This is a genomic window from Pseudomonas sp. 18.1.10 (genome assembly GCF_024655625.1).
Lineage (GTDB): Bacteria > Pseudomonadota > Gammaproteobacteria > Pseudomonadales > Pseudomonadaceae > Aquipseudomonas.
On the sequence record NZ_JANLGL010000105.1, the window covers coordinates 1 to 20,138 of the forward strand.

Annotated in this window: 18 protein-coding genes; 8 read left to right on the forward strand and 10 right to left on the reverse strand. The window is 63.9% G+C overall.

Going from position 1 to position 20,138, the window contains the following annotated elements; translation table 11 throughout:
• Window positions 1-98: 98 nt before the first annotated feature.
• The 6 genes from NUV89_RS17850 to pedF all read right to left on the reverse strand — a co-directional run bounded on the left by NUV89_RS17850 (window position 99) and on the right by pedF (window position 6,656).
• A complete protein-coding gene (locus NUV89_RS17850; RefSeq protein WP_257782344.1) occupies window positions 99-1,619 on the reverse strand; it encodes an aldehyde dehydrogenase family protein in 1,521 nt (506 codons plus the stop codon).
• Between the two features lie 121 nt (window positions 1,620-1,740).
• Window positions 1,741-3,516, reverse strand: coding sequence for a PQQ-dependent methanol/ethanol family dehydrogenase (locus NUV89_RS17855; RefSeq protein WP_257782345.1), 1,776 nt, complete (start codon window positions 3,514-3,516; stop codon window positions 1,741-1,743).
• A gap of 107 nt (window positions 3,517-3,623) precedes the next feature.
• The gene (locus NUV89_RS17860; protein ID WP_257782346.1) at window positions 3,624-4,553 is read right to left on the reverse strand and encodes a quinoprotein relay system zinc metallohydrolase 1; all 930 of its coding nucleotides are present in this window, start codon (window positions 4,551-4,553) and stop codon (window positions 3,624-3,626) included.
• 16 nt (window positions 4,554-4,569) lie between these two features.
• Window positions 4,570-5,319 carry a quinoprotein dehydrogenase-associated SoxYZ-like carrier gene (locus NUV89_RS17865; RefSeq protein ID WP_257782347.1) on the reverse strand — a complete coding sequence of 250 codons (750 nt, stop codon included), beginning with the start codon at window positions 5,317-5,319 and terminating at the stop codon, window positions 4,570-4,572.
• Entirely contained in the window at window positions 5,316-6,191 is an 876-nt protein-coding gene (locus NUV89_RS17870) for an ABC transporter substrate-binding protein (RefSeq protein WP_257782348.1), read from the reverse strand. The genes NUV89_RS17865 and NUV89_RS17870 overlap by 4 nt, the downstream gene beginning before the upstream one ends.
• Window positions 6,192-6,194: 3 nt before the next feature.
• Window positions 6,195-6,656, reverse strand: coding sequence for a cytochrome c-550 PedF (gene pedF / locus NUV89_RS17875; protein ID WP_257782349.1), 462 nt, complete (start codon window positions 6,654-6,656; stop codon window positions 6,195-6,197).
• Window positions 6,657-6,911: 255 nt separating this feature from the next.
• On the opposite strand from pedF, the gene exaA reads away from it, so the two are divergent.
• Window positions 6,912-8,804, forward strand: coding sequence for a quinoprotein ethanol dehydrogenase (gene exaA / locus NUV89_RS17880; RefSeq protein WP_257782350.1), 1,893 nt, complete (start codon window positions 6,912-6,914; stop codon window positions 8,802-8,804).
• Between the two features lie 173 nt (window positions 8,805-8,977).
• A complete protein-coding gene (locus NUV89_RS17885) occupies window positions 8,978-9,625 on the forward strand; it encodes a pentapeptide repeat-containing protein (protein ID WP_257782351.1) in 648 nt (215 codons plus the stop codon).
• Between the two features lie 141 nt (window positions 9,626-9,766).
• On the opposite strand, the gene NUV89_RS17890 is transcribed toward NUV89_RS17885, so the two are convergent.
• Both NUV89_RS17890 and NUV89_RS17895 read right to left on the reverse strand, forming a co-directional pair.
• Entirely contained in the window at window positions 9,767-10,393 is a 627-nt protein-coding gene (locus NUV89_RS17890; protein WP_017735447.1) for a response regulator transcription factor, read from the reverse strand.
• Window positions 10,390-11,652 carry a histidine kinase gene (locus NUV89_RS17895; protein ID WP_257782352.1) on the reverse strand — a complete coding sequence of 421 codons (1,263 nt, stop codon included), beginning with the start codon at window positions 11,650-11,652 and terminating at the stop codon, window positions 10,390-10,392. The genes NUV89_RS17890 and NUV89_RS17895 overlap by 4 nt, the downstream gene beginning before the upstream one ends.
• Window positions 11,653-11,804: 152 nt before the next feature.
• Here NUV89_RS17895 and NUV89_RS17900 point away from each other — a divergent pair, with 152 nt between their 5' ends.
• The 6 genes from NUV89_RS17900 to NUV89_RS17925 all read left to right on the forward strand — a co-directional run bounded on the left by NUV89_RS17900 (window position 11,805) and on the right by NUV89_RS17925 (window position 16,806).
• Window positions 11,805-12,971, forward strand: a complete 1,167-nt coding sequence (locus NUV89_RS17900) for an ABC transporter substrate-binding protein (protein WP_257782353.1) — start codon at window positions 11,805-11,807, stop codon at window positions 12,969-12,971.
• Between the two features lie 29 nt (window positions 12,972-13,000).
• Window positions 13,001-13,960, forward strand: a complete 960-nt coding sequence (locus NUV89_RS17905; RefSeq protein ID WP_257782354.1) for a YVTN family beta-propeller repeat protein — start codon at window positions 13,001-13,003, stop codon at window positions 13,958-13,960.
• Complete coding sequence (locus NUV89_RS17910) at window positions 13,957-14,688, forward strand: ABC transporter ATP-binding protein (protein ID WP_257782355.1); 732 nt, start codon at window positions 13,957-13,959, stop codon at window positions 14,686-14,688. Before NUV89_RS17905 ends, NUV89_RS17910 begins: the two co-directional genes overlap by 4 nt.
• A complete protein-coding gene (locus NUV89_RS17915; RefSeq protein WP_257782356.1) occupies window positions 14,685-15,476 on the forward strand; it encodes an ABC transporter permease in 792 nt (263 codons plus the stop codon). The genes NUV89_RS17910 and NUV89_RS17915 overlap by 4 nt, the downstream gene beginning before the upstream one ends.
• Before the next feature lie 97 nt (window positions 15,477-15,573).
• Window positions 15,574-16,113: a PQQ-dependent catabolism-associated CXXCW motif protein gene (locus tag NUV89_RS17920; RefSeq protein ID WP_257782357.1), complete on the forward strand. Its 540-nt coding sequence runs from the start codon at window positions 15,574-15,576 to the stop codon at window positions 16,111-16,113.
• A gap of 27 nt (window positions 16,114-16,140) precedes the next feature.
• Window positions 16,141-16,806, forward strand: a complete 666-nt coding sequence (locus NUV89_RS17925; RefSeq protein ID WP_257782358.1) for a response regulator transcription factor — start codon at window positions 16,141-16,143, stop codon at window positions 16,804-16,806.
• Between the two features lie 131 nt (window positions 16,807-16,937).
• Here the strand turns inward: NUV89_RS17925 and NUV89_RS17930 are convergent, their stop codons facing one another.
• Together NUV89_RS17930 and nosP are read right to left on the reverse strand one after the other, a co-directional pair.
• Window positions 16,938-18,881 carry a NahK/ErcS family hybrid sensor histidine kinase/response regulator gene (locus tag NUV89_RS17930; protein WP_374684509.1) on the reverse strand — a complete coding sequence of 648 codons (1,944 nt, stop codon included), beginning with the start codon at window positions 18,879-18,881 and terminating at the stop codon, window positions 16,938-16,940.
• Window positions 18,823-19,968 carry a nitric oxide-sensing protein NosP gene (gene nosP, locus NUV89_RS17935; protein WP_257782359.1) on the reverse strand — a complete coding sequence of 382 codons (1,146 nt, stop codon included), beginning with the start codon at window positions 19,966-19,968 and terminating at the stop codon, window positions 18,823-18,825. The genes NUV89_RS17930 and nosP overlap by 59 nt, the downstream gene beginning before the upstream one ends.
• Window positions 19,969-20,138 lie beyond the last annotated feature (170 nt).

A 20,138-nucleotide genomic window follows, 5' to 3' on the forward strand; every position in this document is an offset into this window, starting at 1 on the left:
AGCCCTTTGGTTACTTTGGGGCTTTTCCAAAGTGACCCGCTGTAAGAGCGGAACCATAGGTGGCCGTTACCTAAATAACGGATATGTACACAACCCGACTAAAAGAACCCCAACGGATTAACGTCATAACTCACCAACAAATTCTTCGTCTGCTGATAATGATCCAACATCATCTTATGATTCTCACGCCCCACCCCCGACTTCTTATACCCCCCAAACGCCGCATGCGCCGGATACAGGTGATAGCAGTTGGTCCAAACACGCCCCGCCTTGATCGCCCGCCCCATGCGATAAGCACGGTTGATATCACGGGTCCACAACCCAGCACCCAAGCCAAACTCACTATCGTTGGCAATCGCCAGCGCTTCAGCTTCATCCTTGAACGTAGTCACCCCCACCACCGGCCCAAAGATTTCCTCCTGGAACACACGCATCTTGTTGTGCCCCTTGAGCAACGTCGGCTGAATGTAATAGCCGCTGGACAAATCACCCTCCAGACGCTCAGCCGCGCCGCCGGTGAGCAACACAGCACCTTCTTCCTGGGCGATTTTCAGGTACGAAAGGATCTTGTCGAACTGCTGCTCGGAAGCCTGCGCGCCGACCATGGTTTCCGTGTCCAGCGGGTTGCCGCGCTTGATCTTGACGATCTTCTTCATCACCTCGGCCATGAACGCGTCGTAGATCGACTCCTGCACCAGCGCCCGCGATGGGCAGGTACACACTTCGCCCTGGTTGAAGAACGCCAGCACCAGGCCTTCGGCGGCCTTTTCGATGAACGCAGGCTCGGCCTGCATGATGTCTTCGAAGAAGATGTTCGGCGACTTACCGCCCAGTTCCACGGTGGACGGAATGATGTTCTCGGCCGCCGCATGCATGATGTGCGCGCCCACCGGGGTGGAGCCGGTGAAGGCGATCTTGGCGATGCGCTTGCTGGTGGCCAAGGCCTCCCCCGCTTCGCGGCCAAAGCCTTGCACGATGTTCAGCACGCCCGGTGGCAGCAGGTCATTGATAAGCTCGGCAAACACCATGATCGACAGCGGCGTCTGCTCGGCTGGCTTGAGCACGATGCAATTACCGGCGGCCAGCGCCGGGGCGAGTTTCCACGCGGCCATCAGCAGCGGGAAGTTCCACGGGATGATCTGCCCGACCACGCCCAGCGGCTCATGGAAGTGATAGGCCGCGGTCAGTTCGTTGATTTCGGCGGCGCCGCCTTCCTGGGCGCGGATGCAGCCGGCGAAGTAGCGGAAATGGTCAGCGGCCAGGGGCACGTCGGCGTTGAGGGTTTCGCGCACGGCCTTACCGTTGTCCCAGGTTTCGGCGACGGCCAGCACTTCCAGGTGTTGTTCGATGCGGTCGGCGATTTTCAGCAGCACCAGGGAGCGATCCTGGGCGCTGGTCTTGCCCCAGGCATCGGCGGCGGCGTGGGCGGCGTCGAGGGCTTTTTCGATGTCGGCGGCGCTGGAGCGCGGGAACTCGGCGATGACTTCGCCGGTGACCGGCGAGGTGTTGGTGAAGTAGTTGCCATCGATCGGTGCGACAAATTCACCGCCGATGTAATTGCCGTAGCGCGCCTTGAAGCTGACGATGGTGCCAGGGGTGCCGGGTTGTGCGTAGATCATGGTGAGGCCTCTGTCGGGGTCCGGGCCTGTCGGTCAACAGGCGATGAGCCGATAGTAAAGAGCCCCCGCCGCCGGGCGTATGCGCCGTTGGCAGGGGGGCTATGGTCATTTGGTCGTAGAACTAGTGCTTGGCCACCAGCTCCTTGGGCAGCTTGAAGGTCCAGAGCATGCCGCCCTGGTTGAAGTCCTTCACGCGCTTGGCCACTTCACCGCCCCACAGCGGGACCGCGCCGCCCCAGCCGGAGACCACCGAGACGTACTGCTCGCCGTCCATGTCCCAGGTCACAGGCGAGCCGAGCACACCGGAGCCGGTCTGGAATTCCCAGACTTTTTCGCCGGTCTTGGCGTTGAACGCCTGCAGGAAGCCTTCCGGCGTACCGGTAAACACCAGGTTGCCCTTGGTGGTCAGCACCCCGCCCCACAGCGGCGCGAAGTTCTTGTGGCGCCATACTTCCTTGCCGGTTTTCGGGTCGATGGCGCGCAGCACACCGATGTAGTCTTCGTTCAGCGGCTTGATGGTGAAGCCCGCGCCGAGGAACGCCGCGCCTTTCTTGTAGGCGATGCCTTCGTTCCAGATGTCCATGCCCCACTCGTTGGACGGCACGTAGAACAGCCCGGTGTCGCGGTTGTAGGCCATCGGCATCCAGTTTTTCGCACCGAGGAAGGCCGGGGCGACGAACACCGAGGTGCCCTTGGTTTCACTGCCCGGCGCGCCGGGGCGGCTGGCGTCGTTGTAGATCGGCCGGCCGTTTTTATCCAGGCCGGTGGCCCAGGTGATCTTGTCGACGAACGGGAAGCCGCGGATGAACTCGCCGTTGGTGCGGTCCAGCACGTAGAAGAAACCGTTGCGGTCGGCGGTGGCGGCGGCTTTGATTTCCTTGCCGCCCTCGGTGTAGTTGAACGAGATCAACTCGTTCACGCCGTCAAAGTCCCAGCCATCGTGGGGCGTGCTCTGGAAGTGCCACTTGATGGTGCCGTCGTCCGGGTTCAGCGCCAGGCGCGAGGACGAATAGAGGTTGTCGCCAGGGCGCAGGTGCGAGTTCCACGGCGCCGGGTTGCCAGTGCCGAACAGCAGCAGGTTGGTTTCCGGGTCGTAGTAGCCGCCCAGCCACGGCGCGGCGCCGCCGGTCTTCCACAGGTCGCCGGGCCAGGTCTTGCCCGCCTCGCCGCCGGAGATACCGTTCTCCACCGCCTTGCCGTCCTTGTACACGTAGCCCATATGGCCTTCGACGGTGGGGCGGCTCCACAGCAAGTCGCCGTTTTTCGGGTCGTAGGCTTCGATCTTGCCGACCACGCCGAACTCGCCACCCGCCACGCCGGTAATCAGCTTGCCGTTGATGACCAGCGGCGCGGCGCTGATGGAATAGCCTTCCTTGTGGTCGGCGACTTTCTTGCTCCACACCACTTTGCCGGTGTCCTTATTCAGGGCCACCAGCTTGGCGTCGAGGGTGCCGAAGAACACCAGGTCGCCGTACAGCGCCACGCCACGGTTGATTACGTCACAGCACGGACGGATGTCGTCGGGCAGGCGCGCGTCGTATTGCCAGAGCTTCTTGCCGGTGCGCGCATCCACCGCGAACACCCGCGAATAGGAACCGGTGAGGTACATCACCCCGTCCTTGACCATCGGCTGCGCCTGCTGGCCGCGCTGTTTCTCGCCACCAAAGGAAAACGCCCAGACCGGGCGCAGTTCCTTGACGTTGTCGACGTTCAGCGTGTCCAGCGGGCTGTAGCGCTGGCCCTGCACGCCGAGGCCGTTGGTGACGATCTGCTCGGGGTTTTTCGGGTCCTGGAGAATGTCCTGGTCGGTGACAGCGGCCAGGGCCTGGCCGGATAACAGGATGGCACCGAGCAACACACTCAAGGCGAAGGGTTGGCGACGTGCGGGTTGGGTCATGACGGCTACCTCTGCGGTTTTTTGTTATACCCGGGAAATTTTCCCGGTCTGGTGCAGATTCTTGGGCGCAGGGGCGGTTGTCACAATTGACCGCAGTATCGAGTTTGCTAGTTCCTTAGTAGCGGGTGCATCTGCGCGCGCTCGTAGCGCGGGTACAGGTGGCTGACGCTGCGGATCAGTTCGTAGCGGCTCAGGCTGATCGCGGCAAAGCGCTCGGGGATGGGGCTGCGGATCATCTCGGTCATGTCGCTGCCGTTGGCGGCGCCGTCGCGCAACAGTTGATCGAGCCAGGTCAGGTAGTCGCGCATCTCTGCGAAGGGCTGCGCATCCGTGGCAATCGGGCCGTGGCCGGGTACCACCAGGGTCCAGGGCAGACCTTGCAGGGTGGTGATGTCGGCCAGCCACGCGGCGAGGCCGGGGCTGTTGGGCGTGGTCAGGGCGCGTTGGTAAAACACCAGGTCGCCGGCGAACAACACGCCGGTGCTCTGGTCCAGAATCGCCAGGTCGGCGCCGGTGTGGCCGGTCAGCGCCAACAGGCGCAAATCGTGGTTGCCAAACGTGCGCACGCCGGGCTCCAGCACTTCGCTGGGCAACACCACTTCGGTGCCGCGCATCCAGTCGCCGACCATGCGGTAGAGGTTTTCCGCCATGCTGTCGCCCTGTTCGTGCAGCAGCTTCGTGGTGTCGGCCAGGGCACCGATGGGCACATCCTTGAACGCCTGGTTGCCCAAGGCATGGTCGGGGTGATGATGGGTGAGCAACACCTGGATCACCGGCTTGGTGGTGACACTGGCGATGGCCTGGCGCAGGGCTTCGCCGTAGCGTCTGGACGGCCCGGTGTCGATCACCACCACGCCCGCCTCGGTGACGATAAACGCCACATTGACGATATTGCCGCCGTTGGCCTTGGCGAAATTGTCGGTGCTGCCTTCCAGCAGCCAGGTGCCCTCGGCGATCTGCCGGGGTTTGAGGGCGTAGTCCATGTCGGCCAGGGCGGGCAGGCACAGGCCCAGGCACAACAACAGTATCCAGCGCATACGGCGCTCCTTCTGGTCAGGGGATGGCCGCGTCGAATTCGTTGCCGCTGTTGTCACGCAGGACCAGGCGCGTCTGCCCGCCACCTTCGATATCGAAGGCCAGGTTGGGGTTTTCACTGACCGCCGGGAACAGCTCCAGCTCGGCCATGACCTGGCCGTTGTCGCCGATTAATTGCGCGTGGTTGAGGTAGAACTCGGGGATGCCGCTGACCATGCCGTTGTCCATCGGGTGCGCCACCTGCACGCGCACGCGGCTGTACTCGCCACGGGGGTAGCGCCCGCCGAGCACTTCGCCGATATGCTCTTCCCAACCCGGCTGGGTGCGCACCACGCTCGGCGCGGTGCAGCCACCGCCGGCGGCGTCGATCAACGTCGAGCCGACATGCCACACGCCGTCATCGGTGAGCACGGCGGCGCGCAACGGCGTGGCCTGCTCGATGCGGATGCGCAGCGCCAGCCACGGCAACACCCCGGCCTTGGGCTGGAAGTCGACGATCTTCGGCAACGGGTTCAACTCGGCCCAGGCGAAGATGCGCACCACCCTGCCCTTGAACGCCCGTGCATCAATCTCCAGCGGCACCTGCCGCGCATCCTCGGCGAACGGCGGCGCCAGCAGCTTGACCCGCTCGTCGAACACAAACGGCGCGTTGTCGAGGAATTGCTTGTGATAGAACGCCCACATCACCGACGGCACCGGGTCCACCTCGGTGGCGTGCGCCGCCCAGGGCAACAGGCACGCCAGCAGGCAGATCAGGCGCCGGTTCATTGGTACATCTCGGGCACTTCGTAGCGCAGGCCGTAATGGCGGTAGATGGCTTGCAGGCTGCCGTCGCGGATCAGGCCTTCCAGCGCCTCCTCCACGGCATACGCCAGTTGCCGATTGCTCTCATGCACCGCCATGCCGATCTCCCAACGTTGTCGACCCATGTTCGGGTAAGCGTTTTCCGCCAGGGCCAGTTGTGGGTCGCGGGCTTCATGCACTTGCCAGTCGATCTCGCCACGCATCGCCATCACCGCGTCGACCTCCCCGGCTTTCATCGCCGCAAAGGCCTGGGGCACGTTGGCATAGTGGCGGGTCTTGCCTGCCAGCAGGCCGTTGAACACCGAGGTGAGGTAGAACGAGGGCACGCTGTCCACTTCCACGCCAATCGGGTGTTCCTGGAACACCGCCACACTGGCCACGCTGTCCAGGCGGCGGCGGTCATAGGCCACCTGCCATTGTTCGTTCTGGTACGGCCCGAACATCACCACATGGCCGTTTTCCAGCTCGCCCTGGTCGTTGCGCTTTTGCGTGTACTCGTGGTCGTAGGGCGCGCGCATCATCAGGTCGGCCAGTTGCTGGTTATGCAACGGGCTGCCGCGCCAGATGTAGTCGCGCAGGTCGTCGTCGAGTTTCTCGCCGGCCGGTGCCCAGATCAGGCTCAGTTGCACGCCCAAGGCCTTGGCCAGGGCCTGGGCGAGTTCCACGTCGACGCCGCGCGGGGTGCCTCCGTCGTCGAAGCTGTAGGGTGCGAAGTCCTTGTACACCGCCACTTTCAACTCGCCGGCGGCGATCATCTGGTCATAGCTGCGCACCTGGGCCTGTGCCGCTTGGCAGCACAGCAAGGCCAGGCTCAACACCAGGCTGGTCAGGCGCATGGCTTACTCCTCGACGCGCACGGAGTCCAGGTAGGTGCGCACCGCCCACAGGGCTTCCTGGCTCAGGTAGTCGGCCATTTTCGGCATGTACACGCGGCCGTCGCGCACGGCGCCGTGGCGCACGCGTTCGACAAACCACTCATCCCCAGCGTCGCCTTCGTCAAGCATGCGCAGGTCCGGCGCGATACCCCCGGACTTGGCTTCCAGCCCATGGCACGCCGCGCAGTTCTGGTTGTAGGCGGAGGAACCGATTTCGACGGCCTTGTCGTGTTCAGGGGACTTGCGATACGGGTTGTTGGCCGCCCAACCGTCGCCATCGAGCGGCACGCCCGCATCCTTGATCGGCGTCAGGCCTTTGGTTTCCACCGCCTGGGGCACCACGTTGCCATGAGCCCATACGGCGCCCACGTTGAATACACCCACCAGCAGGCCGGCCACGAGCAAGGCGTTGCGTTTTGTTGTCATTATTGTTGTCCTCTCAGATTGCACGCAAACCCCATTGCAGAGGCTATGGCAACCATCTTAGGAACCCGGCGTCCGGCACCGTATGCTGCTTTGGTGGCCGCACTCTAATCCCTTGGTAGTAGGGCTTGTGGGGCACACCCAAATCAGCGGCGGTTCGGGAAGTCTTCCCGGCAACAGCGGGAATTTTTCCGTATCCAGCCACCGCCCCGGCGCACCACCCTGTGCAGGCCAAAACCTCCACTGGGAACTGCAACCATGACAATAAGATCGCTACCCGCCCGCTCCCCTCTAAGCCTTGCCGTGCAAGCCTTTTTGCTGGTGGGCAGCCTGTCCCTCAGTGCGGCGAGCTTTGCCGCCGTCGAACCTGCCAAGCACACCCGCAACGTCACCTGGGAAGACATCGCCAACGACCACCTGACCACCAAGGACGTGCTGCAATACGGCATGGGCACCAACGCCCAGCGCTGGAGCCCGCTGGCCCAGGTCAATGACAAGAACGTGTTCAAGCTCACGCCCGCCTGGTCCTATTCCTTTGGCGACGAGAAGCAACGCGGCCAGGAATCCCAGGCCATCGTCAGCGACGGCGTGGTCTACGTCACCGGCTCGTATTCCCGCGTGTTCGCCCTCGACGCGAAGACCGGCAAACGCCTGTGGACCTACAACCACCGCCTGCCCGACAACATTCGCCCCTGCTGTGACGTGGTCAACCGTGGCGCGGCGATCTTTGGCGACAAGATCTACTTCGGCACCCTCGACGCGCGCCTGATCGCCCTCGACAAAAACACCGGCAAAGTGGTGTGGAACAAGAAGTTCGGCGACCACGCCGCCGGCTACACCATGACCGGCGCACCGGTGCTAATCAAAGACAAGGTCACCGGCAAAGTGCTGCTGATCCACGGCAGCTCCGGCGATGAATTCGGCGTGGTCGGCCAGCTGTATGCCCGCGACCCGGACACCGGCGAAGAAGTGTGGATGCGCCCCTTCGTCGAAGGCCACATGGGCCGCCTCAACGGCAAGGACAGCACCCCCACCGGCGACGTCAAGGCGCCGTCGTGGCCGGATGACCCGACCACCGAAACCGGCAAGGTCGAAGCCTGGAGCCACGGCGGCGGCGCCCCTTGGCAGAGCGCGAGCTTCGATGCCGAAACCAACACCATCATCGTCGGCGCCGGCAACCCCGGCCCGTGGAATACCTGGGCGCGCACCTCCAAGGACGGCAACCCCCACGACTTCGACAGCCTCTACACCTCGGGCCAGGTCGGCGTCGACCCCAGCACCGGCGAAGTGAAGTGGTTCTACCAACACACGCCCAACGATGCCTGGGACTTCTCCGGCAACAACGAACTGGTGCTGTTCGACTACAAGGACAAGGACGGCAAGGTCACCAAGGCCACCGGCCACGCCGACCGCAACGGCTTCTTCTATGTGGTGGACCGCAACAACGGCAAGCTGCAAAACGCTTTCCCGTTCGTCGACAACATCACCTGGGCCAGCCATATCGACCTGAAGACCGGGCGCCCCGTGGAAAACCCAGGCCAGCGCCCGGCCAAGCCGCTGCCGGGTGAAACCAAGGGCAAGCCGGTGGAAGTGTCGCCGCCGTTCCTCGGTGGCAAGAACTGGAACCCCATGGCCTACAGCCAGGACACCGGCCTGTTCTACATCCCCGGCAACCAGTGGAAAGAGGAATACTGGACCGAAGAGGTCAACTACAAGAAGGGCTCGGCTTACCTGGGCATGGGCTTCCGCATCAAGCGCATGTACGACGACCACGTCGGCACCCTGCGCGCGATGAACCCGACCACCGGCAAGGTGGTGTGGGAGCACAAGGAACACCTGCCGCTGTGGGCCGGCGTGCTGGCGACCAAGGGTAACCTGGTGTTCACCGGCACCGGCGATGGTTTCTTCAAGGCCTTCGACGCGAAAACCGGCAAGGAACTGTGGAAGTTCCAGACCGGCAGCGGCATCGTCTCCCCGCCGATCACCTGGGAACAGGATGGCGAGCAGTACATCGGCGTGACTGTCGGCTACGGCGGCGCGGTGCCGCTGTGGGGTGGCGACATGGCTGAGTTGACCAAACCGGTGGCACAGGGTGGGTCATTCTGGGTGTTCAAGATCCCGAGTTGGGATCAGAAGACTGCGCAAAAATAACCTTTAGCTAATGCGGGGCCCGCTTTTGTGGCGAGGGAGCTTGCTCCCGCCGGGCTGCGAAGCGGCCCCGCTTTTCCTCCAGCAACACTGTGCAGCCAGGTTTTGCGACTGCTGCGCAGTCGAGAGGGACGGTTCGACGCTTCGACAAGCTCCCTCGCCACAGAGGTATTGCAATGAGATATCTACCGTTACTCGTCCTGCTTTCCCTGCCCCTCGCCCACGCCGACGATGGCGACGACGCCCCCTTAATCATCAACGGCTGCACCCTCGCCGAACACAGCCAATGCCCCGGCGCCAACCTCAAAGGTGCCAACCTGCGCAACCAGAACCTCAGCGGCATGAACCTGGCCGGCGCCGACCTGCGCGATGCGGATTTGCGCCACGCCAACCTCGACCTGGTCAACCTGGAAAAAGCCCAACTGCAAGGCGCCAACCTCACCCGCGCCAGCCTGCAACAAGCCAACCTGCGCCTCGCCGACTTTACCGGCGCCACGCTGATGGCCGTGCAAGGCTGGGGATTGTTTGCCCAGGGCGCGCAATTTGAAAACGCCAACCTCAGCGGCGCCTACCTGCAATTCGCGCGGCTGTCGGGGGCGAAGCTGCACAAGGCCAACCTGCGCGCGGCCGACCTGGAAATGACCTGGTTGAGCAAGGCCGACCTGCAAGGGGCGGACCTCAGCGATGCGAACCTGCAAGAAGCCAAGTTTGGGGAAAGCAACCTGGAGCAGGCCACCTTGAGTGGTAGCCGCCAGCACTACGCCAACTTTCAGGACGCCAATATGGAAGGCTGCAAGGACTGCCCGACCACCTGGGATCGCTAGAACACCCCATTTTGATCTGTGAACCCGGCCCACTGTGGGAGCTGGCTTGCCTGCGATGCAGGCAACTCGGTCTGTCAGTCAGACCGCAGCGATGCCATCGCAGGCAAGCCAGCTCCCACAGGGCTCGGTGTACATCAGGCATTAGCCGGCGACTCTCACCACCCCCAGATCAATCCCCACATGCACCAGTTCGGCATGGGAACTCACCTGCAATTTGCTCTTGAGCAGCGTCAGGTGATTGGACACGGTCTTGCTGCTGATACTCAGCTGCTCGGCAATCTGCCGTGCCGGAGTGCCTTTGGCGAGCATCAGGAAAATCTCCAGCTCGCGCGGGGTCATGCTGTGCAAACGCGGGTCGGTGGGCTGGCAAGCCAGTTGGGTCGCCAGGGGTTGTTCGATGTAGGCGTGGCCGTCGAGGATGCGCCGCACCGCTTCGATCAACACCTGGGGCGCCGAGCTTTTGGTCAGGTAGCCCGCCGCGCCGGCGTCCAGCGCTTGGCGTACCAGGGGCAGTTCATCGTGCATGCTGAAAAACAGCACCCGCAGTTGCGGTAAGCGCTGGCGCAGGCGCCGGGTGGTTTCCAAGCCGCTGATGCCGGGCAAGCCGAAATCCATGATAACCAGGTTCGGCACCGCCTCGTGCACCCGTGCCAGGGCCTCTTCGCCACTGGCGGCCTCGCGCACTTCAATCGCCGGCAGCAACGCGCGCAACAGGCTGGCGTAGCCCTGGCGGACCACGGCGTGGTCATCCACCAACAGAATATTCATAACGCCTCCGCAGGCATGTCCAGCGCCAGCGCCCAGCCTTTGCCGGGGTGGCTGACGATCTTCAATTCACCGCCCAGGCAACGGGCGCGTTCGTACATCGAGTGCAGACCAACGCCGGGGCGCTGGGGTTGTCTCGCGCCCTGGCCGTTGTCGCGCACCCACAGGCGCAGGCGCGTGCCGCGATGTTGCAGGCGCACGCGCACCTGGCTGGCGTCGGCGTGGCGCACGATGTTGGTCAGGGCTTCCTGGAGCAAGCGATAGAGGTGGGTCTTGTTGGCCGGCGACAATGGCGGCAGCGCCTGGCTGACGTGAAGTTGGCAGCCGATGCCATGGCTGGCGCGCCATTGCGTCACCAGCATGGCAAACGCCTCGGCCATCGGCAGGTGGTGCAGGGCCACCGGATAGAGGTCGTGGACCAGCTCGCGAAAGCCCTGCTGCAAGTGTTCGCAGTGCTCTTCCAGCAACTGCACGGTGCGCGCCAGCGTCGCGGGTTGATGGGCGATCAGCGGCAACAGGCACACCTGGGCGCGAATCCCCGCCAGGTACTGGCCGAGGTCATCGTGCAGGGTCTGGGCCAGGCGGGTGCGCTCCTGTTCCTGCACCGCCAGCAGGGTTTGGGTGAGGCGGGTGTTGTCGGTGCGCGCCTGTTCGAGGGCGGCGGTCATGCGGTTGAAGTGCTGCGCCAGTTGTTGCGCTTCGGGCGCCCCGGCACTGCGCAGGCGCACGTTGAGGCGGCCGCTGCACACCTGTTGCAGGGCCAGCAGCAATTCATCCAACACGCCCATGCCACGGCGCACCGCCCAGCGGATGGTCAACAGGCTCAGGGCCAATGCCAGGGCACACAGGCCGAGCAGTTGCTGCAAGGAGTCCCAGACTTCGTCGATCTCGTCACGCGGGTCGACGGCGATGGAAACCCGTCGGCCATCGGCCAAGTCCAGCACCTCGGCACTGTGGCGCGCCTGGGCGAACAGCAGGCGCCCGAGCCAGGCGTCCAGCCCGTCTTGCTCCGGCGCTGGCAGGGTTGCGTCAGGCCCCAGCCACTGCACGCGCACATGGCGCAGGCTGGCGGTGAGCCGCGGTTGCAGGCTGGCGGGGTCGCGGGCGGCGGTTTCACTCAGGTAATGCACCACCGCCTCGGCCGATTGCAACTCGCGCTCCACATCGGCCAAGGCCTGGTGCATCAGCAGCGCGGTGCAGGCGCAGGTGACCACGGCGAAAAAGCCGCAGACCCACAGGTTGATGCGCCACAGCGCTGACATGTCCCACTCCTGAACAGTCTATTGAGGCTCCATGCTAAGACCCCGCCGCGCGCGGCGAGCTACTACCTTGGTACTGCCCCAGCGCTACTTTCTGCATATTTGCAGGGGTAACCGGGCTTTATATGCTGGCGCTACCTGTCATGGAGTGCCTTATGCGCAACCCTTTCGCCGTGATCTGCCTGCTGGCACTCACCTGGGCTACCGCCGGCCAGGCCGCCGAGGCACCCTTGCAGGTGCAGATCGGCTACCTGGGCTATCGACCGGACCCGGGGCCGCTGCTGTCCAACGTGATCCCCGAACCGGCCGATGCCGGGTTGCGCGGCGCCGAACTGGCAATCATCGACAGCAACAGCACCGGCGCATTCCTCAACCAGCGCTACAGCCTGACCGACGCCACGGTGGACAGCCCCGAGGCGCTGCTCGCCGCCGCGCAACACCAGCACGACCAGGGCCTGCGCCTGTTCGTGGTCAACGCCCCCGCCGCCAGCCTGCGCCAACTCAGCGCCGCGTTGCCCGACAGCCTGCTGTTCAACGCCGGCAGCCCCGATGACAGCCTGCGCAGCACCGCCTGCCTGGGCAACGTGCTGCACACGCTGCCCAGCCGCGCCATGCTCGCCGACGCGCTGGCGCAGTTCCTGGTGGTGCGCAAATGGCAGAAGGCGCTGCTGATCGTCGGCCCCACCGAGGATGACCACGCCTACGCCGCCGCCCTGCGCCGCGCCGCCAAGCGCTTCGGCGTGCAACTGGTGGCGGAGAAGGCATGGCGCTTCGACAACGACCAACGCCGCAGCGCCCAGGCCGATATGCCGCTGTTCACCCAGACCGCCGAATACGATGTGGTGCTGGTGGCCGACGAGCGCGGCGATTTTGGCGAATACGTGCCCTACCAGACCTGGTACCCGCGCCCCGTTGCCGGCACCCAGGGCCTGACGCCCACCGGCTGGCACAAGACAGTGGAAACCTACGGCGCCGCCCAACTGCAAAAACGCTTCGAAGCCCTCGCCGGGCGCTGGATGAACGACCGCGACTTCGCCGCCTGGATGGCGGTGCGCAGCGTGGCCAGTGCGGTAAGCAAGCTGCGCCAGGTCGACCCGATGAGCATCCGCCAGCTGCAGATCAGCGAGCAACTGCCGCTGGACGGTTTCAAGGGCCGCAAGCTCAGCTACCGCCCATGGAATGGCCAGCTGCGCCAGCCGATCCCCATCGTGCAACCGCGCGCGCTGGTGAGCACCTCGCCCCAGGACGGTTTCCTGCACCCCTTCAACGAAATGGACAGCCTGGGCTACGACAAACCCGAGGTGACCTGCCGCTTTCCCTGAACACACACAACAACAATAAGGAATACGCCATGCGCCGCACCCTGCTCTCCTGCGCCCTGCTGCTTGCCGCCGGACACGCCGTGGCCGCCACGGCCTGGGTCTCCAACGAAAAAGACAACAGCCTGAGCCTGATCGACCTGCAGACCCTGCAAGTCACCGACACCCTCAAGGTCGGCCAGCGCCCGCGCGGCCTGCTGCTGTCCCACGACAACAAGCTGTTGTACATCTGCGCCAGCGACTCGGACCGCGTGCAAGTGATGGACGTGGCCACGCGCAAGATCATCAAGGAACTGCCCTCCGGCAAAGACCCCGAGCAATTTGCCCTGCACCCCAATAACCGCTGGCTGTACGTCTCCAACGAAGACGATGCGCTGGTCACGGTGATCGACACCGAGACTTCCAAAGTGCTCGCCCAGGTCAACGTCGGCGTCGAGCCCGAAGGCATGGCCGTGAGCCCGGACGGCAAGTGGGCGGTGAACACCAGCGAAACCACGAACATGCTGCACTGGATCGACACCAGCACCCAGACCCTGGCCGACAGCACCCTGGTGGACCAGCGCCCGCGCTTCGTCGAGTTCAACCACGACGGCTCGCAACTGTGGGCCTCGGCGGAAATCGGCGGCACCGTGACCGTCCTCGACGTGGCCAGCCGCGCGATCCTCAAGACCCTGACCTTCAAGATCAAGGGCGTGCACCCCGACAAGGTGCAGCCGGTGGGCATCAAGCTGAGTGCCGATGGCAAGTACGGGTTTGTCGCCCTCGGCCCGGCCAACCATGTGGCGGTGATCGACGCCAAGACCTACGAGATCCTCGACTACCTGCTGGTGGGCCGCCGCGTGTGGCAGCTGGCATTCACCCCGGATGAAAAACAGTTGCTCGCCACCAACGGCGTGAGCGGCGACGTGTCGGTGATCGACGTGGACAGCCGCAAGGTGCTCAAGTCGGTCAAGGTCGGGCGTTATCCGTGGGGCGTGGTGGTCACGCCATGAACGCGCTGGACGCCCGCGCCATCAGCTTTGCGTATGGCGCGCGACAGGCCTTGCGTGACGAGAGTTTCAGCCTGGCGCCCGGGCGGTTTGCCGCGTTGCTGGGGCCCAATGGTGCGGGCAAATCGACGCTGATTGCGTTGCTGACGCGGCTGTATGACTTGCAGGGCGGCGACATCCAGGTCGGCGGTCATTCCCTGCGCGAGGCGCCCCGTGCAGCACTGCGCCAACTCGGCGTGGTGTTCCAGCAAAGCACCCTGGACCTGGACCTCAGCGTCGAACAGAACCTGCGCTACCACGCCGCGCTGCATGGGCTGTCGCGGCGCCAGACCGGGTTGCGGGTCGAGGCCGAACTGGAGCGCCAGACGCTGGACGAGCGGCGCCGGGAGAAGGTCCGCGAACTCAACGGTGGCCACCGCCGCCGCGTGGAAATCGCCCGCGCCCTGCTGCACCAGCCACGCCTGCTGTTGCTCGATGAAGCCAGCGTCGGCCTCGACCCGGCCAGTCGCCTGGCGCTGAACCAACACGTACGCACGCTGTGTCGGGACCAGGGCATCAGTGTGCTGTGGACCACCCACTTGCTCGACGAAGTGCAGGCCGACGACGCCTTGATGATCCTGCATCAGGGCCGCCTGGTGGCCAGCGGGCAACTCGACACACTGCTGCACGAACAAGGCGACGACCTCGGCGGTTTGTTCGCGCGCTTGACCTGTGCAGGGGTGGCGGCATGAACGCCTACTGGCAGTGTTTCAGCGGCATCGTCCTGCGCGAATGGCTGCGCTTTGTGTTGCAGCGCACGCGCTTTCTCAGCGCCCTGGTGCGCCCGTTGCTGTGGCTGCTGGTATTCGCCGCAGGCTTCAGGGCGGCGCTGGGCATCTCGGTGATCGAACCCTACGACACCTACATCCCCTACGAGGTCTACATCATCCCGGGGCTGGCCTGCATGATCCTGCTGTTCAACGGCATGCAGGGCTCGCTGGCGATGGTCTACGACCGCGAGATGGGCAGCATGCGCGTGCTGCTCACCAGCCCGCTGCCGCGCACGTTTTTGCTGTGCAGCAAGCTGGTGGCCACGTCGTTGATTTCACTGTTGCAGGTGTACGGGTTCCTGGCGATTGCCTGGGTGTATGGCGTGCAACCGCCGGCCATGGGCTTGCTGACGGCCTTGCCGGCGCTGTTGCTGGTGGCGTTGATGCTCAGCGCGCTGGGCTTGCTGTTGTCGAATGCGATCCGCCAGCTGGAGAACTTTGCCGGGGTGATGAATTTCGTGATCTTCCCGCTGTTCTTCCTGTCGTCGGCGCTCTACCCGCTGTGGAAGATGCGCGACTCCAGCGAGTGGTTGTACTGGCTGTGCGCGGTCAACCCCTTCACCCACGCGGTGGAGTTGGTGCGCTTTGCCCTGTATGAGCGCTTCGCCGGCCTGGCCCTGCTGGTGTGCCTGGGGCTGACCTTGGTGTTCACGCTGTTGGCGGTGCTGACCTTCAATCCACAACACGCGGCCCTGCGCAAAAAAGGCTGATCTACTACTTTGGTACTGGTTTTCCTGTCTATCGTCGCATTCCCAAGGCAGTGGGACTGGCGTGTAATGGCGGCATAACGATAAGGATTGACCCGCCATGCTGCCCGCCCGACTGCCCCTGTTGGCGTTGCTCTGCTTGATCGCAGCCAACGCCCAGGCCGACACCCCACTGTTTTCCGCCGACGGCTACCGTACCAGCCTGTACCGCAGCCCCACGCCCGACCAGGCACCCGGTGCGACCATCGTCGACACCCCGGCCTTGCAAACCCTGCTCAACCAGACGCCCGCGCCGGTGCTGATCGACGTGTATCGCCGCCAATGGCTGCAAGGCCGCTTCATCGAAGACCAGCCCCACGCCAACCTGCCCGGCAGCCACTGGCTGGCGAATACCGGCGACGGCGACCTCACGCCGGAATGGCAAGGCTACTTCGTGCGCCACCTGTACAAATTCACCGGCGGCAACCTTGCACGGCCGTTGGTCTTCTACTGCCGCTCCGATTGCTGGTTGAGTTGGAACGCGGTAAAACGAGCCGCCAATCTGGGCTATACCTCGGTGTACTGGTACCGGGACGGCCTGGATGCATGGGAAGCGGCAAAACTGCCAGTGATGGCTGCGACACCCGAGCCCTTTCAATAAAAAACCACAACAAGAAGGTGAACGGCCATGTACAAAATCCTGATCGCCGACGATCACCCGCTGTTTCGCGAAGCGATCCACAACGTGATCAGCGACGGTTTCCCCGGCAGTGATGTGATGGAAACCGCCGACCTCGACAGCGCCCTCGCCCTGACCCAGGAACACGACGACCTCGACCTGATCCTGCTGGACCTGAACATGCCCGGCATGCACGGCCTCAATGGCCTTATCAACCTGCGCAACGAGTCACCGACCATCCCGGTGGTGATCGTCTCGGCCGAACAGGACAAGCAGATCGTGCTGCAAGCCATCACCTACGGCGCCGTGGGGTTTATCACCAAGTCGTCGCCGCGCCTGCAAATGACCGAGGCGATCCAGCAGATCCTCAACGGCAACGTGTACCTGCCGCCCGACATCATCCGCACGCAGAAAAACCCCAACCAACGGCGCATGAACGACACCCCGGGCTTCGCCCCGGAACTGTTGCAAGCCCTGACGCGCAAGCAGTTACTGGTGCTGGAGCGGATGACCAAGGGTGAGTCGAACAAGCAGATTGCCTACACCCTGGAGATTGCCGAGACCACGGTGAAGGCCCATGTGTCGGCGATCTTGCGCAAGTTGAATGTGCATAACCGGGTGCAGGCGATCCTGAGTGCCGGGGATATCGACTTCGGTTCGTACCTGCGCCGCTGACCTTCCTGCCCTATGAAGATCCACTGTGGGAGCGGGCTTGCTCGCGAATACGGTGGGTCAGTCAATATCTCCAGCGACTGACACACTGCATTCGCGAGCAAGTCCGCTCCCACATATTGATATGCGTTTTGTCAGGGGCGGCCGAGTAAGTGACTCATCGCTGTTTTTAATTTCATCGGCCTTACGGGCTTGTGCATCAGGGTATGCCCCAACTCGCGAATCTGCTGCTTCAACTCATTGCTGTAGTTGGCGGTAATCATCAACGCCGGGATCGCACTGCCGCGCCGGGCGTTGATGCGGGCCACGGCGTCGACGCCGTTCTGGTCGTCGTCCAGGTGGTAGTCGGCAATCAACAGGTCAGCCTCGGCATGGTAGTTGTCCACCTGCCGCGCCAGGTCCTGCTCCGACAACGCAGTCGTCACCCGGCAACCCCAGCCTTCCAGCAATGTGCGCATGCCCGCGCAGATCGCCGCGTCGTTATCCAGCACCCACACCCGTGCGCCCTGCAAACGTTCCAGCAGCGCCTCGCTCATGGACGGCAGCGGCAAGGACTTCGGTGCGGTAGCGCTCACGGGCACTTCCACGGAAAACATCGAACCCCTGCCCGGCCAGGATTTGACGCTGATGCGATGACCAAGAATCCCGGCGATTTTCTCGACGATGGCCAGGCCCAGGCCCAGCCCGCGATCCTGGTCCGGGCGTTGCACATCACCGCGCTTGAACTCCTGGAAAATCTCCTCCAGGCGCTCCTCGGCAATGCCCATGCCGCTGTCCCACACCTGGATCAGCAAGCGCTGCTGCTGGCGTCGGCAGCCCAGCACCACGCGGCCTTTGTAGGTGTAGCGCAAGGCGTTGCTGAGCAGGTTGCGCAGGATCCGCGCCAGTAGCTGGATGTCACTGCGCACCAGCGCCGAGCAGGCGACGAAGTGCAATGCCAGGCCTTCGGCGCGGGCCAGTTCGGTGTACTCGGCGGCGAGGTTTTCCAGCAGTTCGCTGAGGGCAAACGGCGCAATATCGGCCTTGATAACCCCGGCGTCGAGCTTGGAAATATCCACCAGGGTGCCCAGCAGGTTTTCCACGTCGTCGAGGGAATTGCTGACGTTGCGCACCAGGGTTTCGTTGGGGCGTTCCAACAATGCGCTGGTGAACAACCGCGCGGCGTTCAGCGGTTGCAGCAGATCGTGGCTGACGGCGGCGAGGAATTTGGTTTTCGACAGGTTGGCTTTTTCCGCCTCCTGCTTGGCTTCGCGCAGGCGGGTTTCCATGCGCCGGCGTTCGTCGATCTCCTGCAACAGCTGATCGTTGAGCGACGTCAGTTCCGAGGTGCGCTGGGCCACGCGCTGCTCCAGGTGCTGGTAGGCCTGGTGCAGGGCTTCGGCGGTGCGCCGGCGTTCGGTGATGTCGCGGATCAGCACAAAGATGCCCACCACTTCGCCGCTGGCGAGCATGTTCGGCACATAGGAGCGCAGCATGTAGCGCTCCTGGTTGTTGATGTTGGTTTCGGCGAATTCAAAGGTCACGCTCTCCCCGGCCAGGGCGCGGGCGACGTAGGCGTCGAGGCGCTGGCAGTGCTGCTCGCTGTGCACTTCGCGCAGGCTCTGGCCGAGCATCATGCCGCGCGGCCAGCAGTACCATTCTTCGTAGACTTTATTGGTGAACTCGTAGACCAGCTCGGCATTCAGGTAGCCGATCAGCGCTGGCACGTTGTCGGTTATCAGGCGAATCCAGCGTTCGCTTTCCTGGGCCTTTTGCGCAGCCGCCTGTTCGCCGCGCAGGGTTTCGGCGCGCAGGCGCGCGTTAATCAGCAGGTGGTTGCTGGCCTTGAGCTCGGCCATCGCCTGGTTCAGCGCGTCGGTGCGTTCGCGCACCTGCTCGGCCAGCACCACCGAATGCTGGAACGTGGTGTAGGGGTTGTTGCCCTGGGTCATGCCGGACTCGATGCGCTCGATCAGCGCCGCGTTGATCCGCGCCAGCTTGTGGTTGGCCTGTTGCAGTTGGGCAACCTGGGCGTGCAGTTCAGCGTCGGCCACGGGCAATGGCGACCCCGGTGAAGGTCTGGTTGATGTGCATGCCATTGAACTGTTCTCCGTAGGTGTTGAAGCCCAGCACCCGTTGGCCTTGCAGGTAGTTGCCGATCTGTTCCAGGTGGCCGTTGTCTTCCAGCTCCATGCGCCGCAGGAAGCAGTCGCAGCCGATGGTCAGCAACAGGTCGCCGAGGCGCGCGTGCAGGCCGTCGAACAAGTCTTGCAGGTTGGGCAGGATCGGGCCCGGTTGCATCAGGGTCAGCACAATGCCGTTCTCCACTGCGCAGTAGAAACTCAGGCTGAGGTCGGCATGCACCTGCTGGATCGCGCGGACGTAGTACTGGTCGTGGATGCGCACCGCCAGCGGGTGGGCGGCGAAGGTGCGATGGTCAAGGTCGGCTACGGCCACGCCGATGTGCCGCGCGTACTCTTCGGCGGCGGGTTCGGCGTTGAGTTCGAAGACCCGGCGGGATGGGCTGTCGGCGCCGGTCACCACCAGTTTTTCCGTGCGCGGCAGGATGTGGTGGGTGGTGAACACTTCGAAATCCAGCCAGGTATTGACCAGCACCACCACCGCCGCACCGCTGTGGAACACGCCGTTGAAGTACACGTGGGTGTGGGTGAGGAAGTTGTCATCCCCGGCTGAGCCGCCAAAGTGCGGGATATCGCCGAGGGCGGCGCTGAGGGCGGCGAGCACCATTTCTTCACGGCTGGACAAGCCGTCGAGCAGGGTCAGGGCAAAGGTGTTGCCCTTGATCGGCGCCAGGGTGTTGCTGCGACAGCCGCCGACCAGGCGTTCGACCATGTCCTGGGCGCCGATCAGGCTGAAGTGCTCGACCTCATCGATCAGTTCGGTGGCGATGGAAAAGTGCGCGTGGTTGAAGCCCATCGCGGTGATGCAATTGCGCCCATAGCCTTGGGGCGTGATCTCGCCGGCGCTGGTGCAGCCGACCACGCGCACATTGCCGAAGCACTGCTGCAAGGCCTGGCCGAGGGCCTGCAAGTCGTAGCCGGCGGAACAGAAAAACAGCACAAAGCCCAGGTACGGATGCAGCAGTTGGCGAGCCAACTCTTCAGCGGCCTGCCCTGGATCGGTGGCCTGGGACATGGCGCTGACTACGCCTTCACTGTTGTGCATCGTTGGTTCCCCCTCTAAGGCGTCAGTGTACGAAGGCCGGGGGGTGGGCCCTATGCTACTTGGGTACTGGGTGGGGGGATGCGTTGGGATGAGTATCTCAAGACCGATGGAGATCAACTGTGGGAGCTGGCTTGTGTGGGAGCGGGCTTGCTCGCGAAAGCGGTGGATCA

Excerpts from the sequence above, each read along its gene's own strand:
- NUV89_RS17850 (WP_257782344.1), bottom strand. The coding sequence starts at position 1,619 with ATGATCTACGCACAACCCGGCACCCCTGGCACCATCGTCAGCTTCAAG.
- NUV89_RS17855 (WP_257782345.1), bottom strand. The coding sequence starts at position 3,516 with ATGACCCAACCCGCACGTCGCCAACCCTTCGCCTTGAGTGTGTTGCTC.
- NUV89_RS17860 (WP_257782346.1), bottom strand. The coding sequence starts at position 4,553 with ATGCGCTGGATACTGTTGTTGTGCCTGGGCCTGTGCCTGCCCGCCCTG.
- NUV89_RS17865 (WP_257782347.1), bottom strand. The coding sequence starts at position 5,319 with ATGAACCGGCGCCTGATCTGCCTGCTGGCGTGCCTGTTGCCCTGGGCG.
- NUV89_RS17870 (WP_257782348.1), bottom strand. The coding sequence starts at position 6,191 with ATGCGCCTGACCAGCCTGGTGTTGAGCCTGGCCTTGCTGTGCTGCCAA.
- pedF (WP_257782349.1), bottom strand. The coding sequence starts at position 6,656 with ATGACAACAAAACGCAACGCCTTGCTCGTGGCCGGCCTGCTGGTGGGT.
- exaA (WP_257782350.1), top strand. The coding sequence starts at position 6,912 with ATGACAATAAGATCGCTACCCGCCCGCTCCCCTCTAAGCCTTGCCGTG.
- NUV89_RS17885 (WP_257782351.1), top strand. The coding sequence starts at position 8,978 with ATGAGATATCTACCGTTACTCGTCCTGCTTTCCCTGCCCCTCGCCCAC.
- NUV89_RS17890 (WP_017735447.1), bottom strand. The coding sequence starts at position 10,393 with ATGAATATTCTGTTGGTGGATGACCACGCCGTGGTCCGCCAGGGCTAC.
- NUV89_RS17895 (WP_257782352.1), bottom strand. The coding sequence starts at position 11,652 with ATGTCAGCGCTGTGGCGCATCAACCTGTGGGTCTGCGGCTTTTTCGCC.
- NUV89_RS17900 (WP_257782353.1), top strand. The coding sequence starts at position 11,805 with ATGCGCAACCCTTTCGCCGTGATCTGCCTGCTGGCACTCACCTGGGCT.
- NUV89_RS17905 (WP_257782354.1), top strand. The coding sequence starts at position 13,001 with ATGCGCCGCACCCTGCTCTCCTGCGCCCTGCTGCTTGCCGCCGGACAC.
- NUV89_RS17910 (WP_257782355.1), top strand. The coding sequence starts at position 13,957 with ATGAACGCGCTGGACGCCCGCGCCATCAGCTTTGCGTATGGCGCGCGA.
- NUV89_RS17915 (WP_257782356.1), top strand. The coding sequence starts at position 14,685 with ATGAACGCCTACTGGCAGTGTTTCAGCGGCATCGTCCTGCGCGAATGG.
- NUV89_RS17920 (WP_257782357.1), top strand. The coding sequence starts at position 15,574 with ATGCTGCCCGCCCGACTGCCCCTGTTGGCGTTGCTCTGCTTGATCGCA.
- NUV89_RS17925 (WP_257782358.1), top strand. The coding sequence starts at position 16,141 with ATGTACAAAATCCTGATCGCCGACGATCACCCGCTGTTTCGCGAAGCG.
- NUV89_RS17930 (WP_374684509.1), bottom strand. The coding sequence starts at position 18,881 with ATGGCATGCACATCAACCAGACCTTCACCGGGGTCGCCATTGCCCGTG.
- nosP (WP_257782359.1), bottom strand. The coding sequence starts at position 19,968 with ATGCACAACAGTGAAGGCGTAGTCAGCGCCATGTCCCAGGCCACCGAT.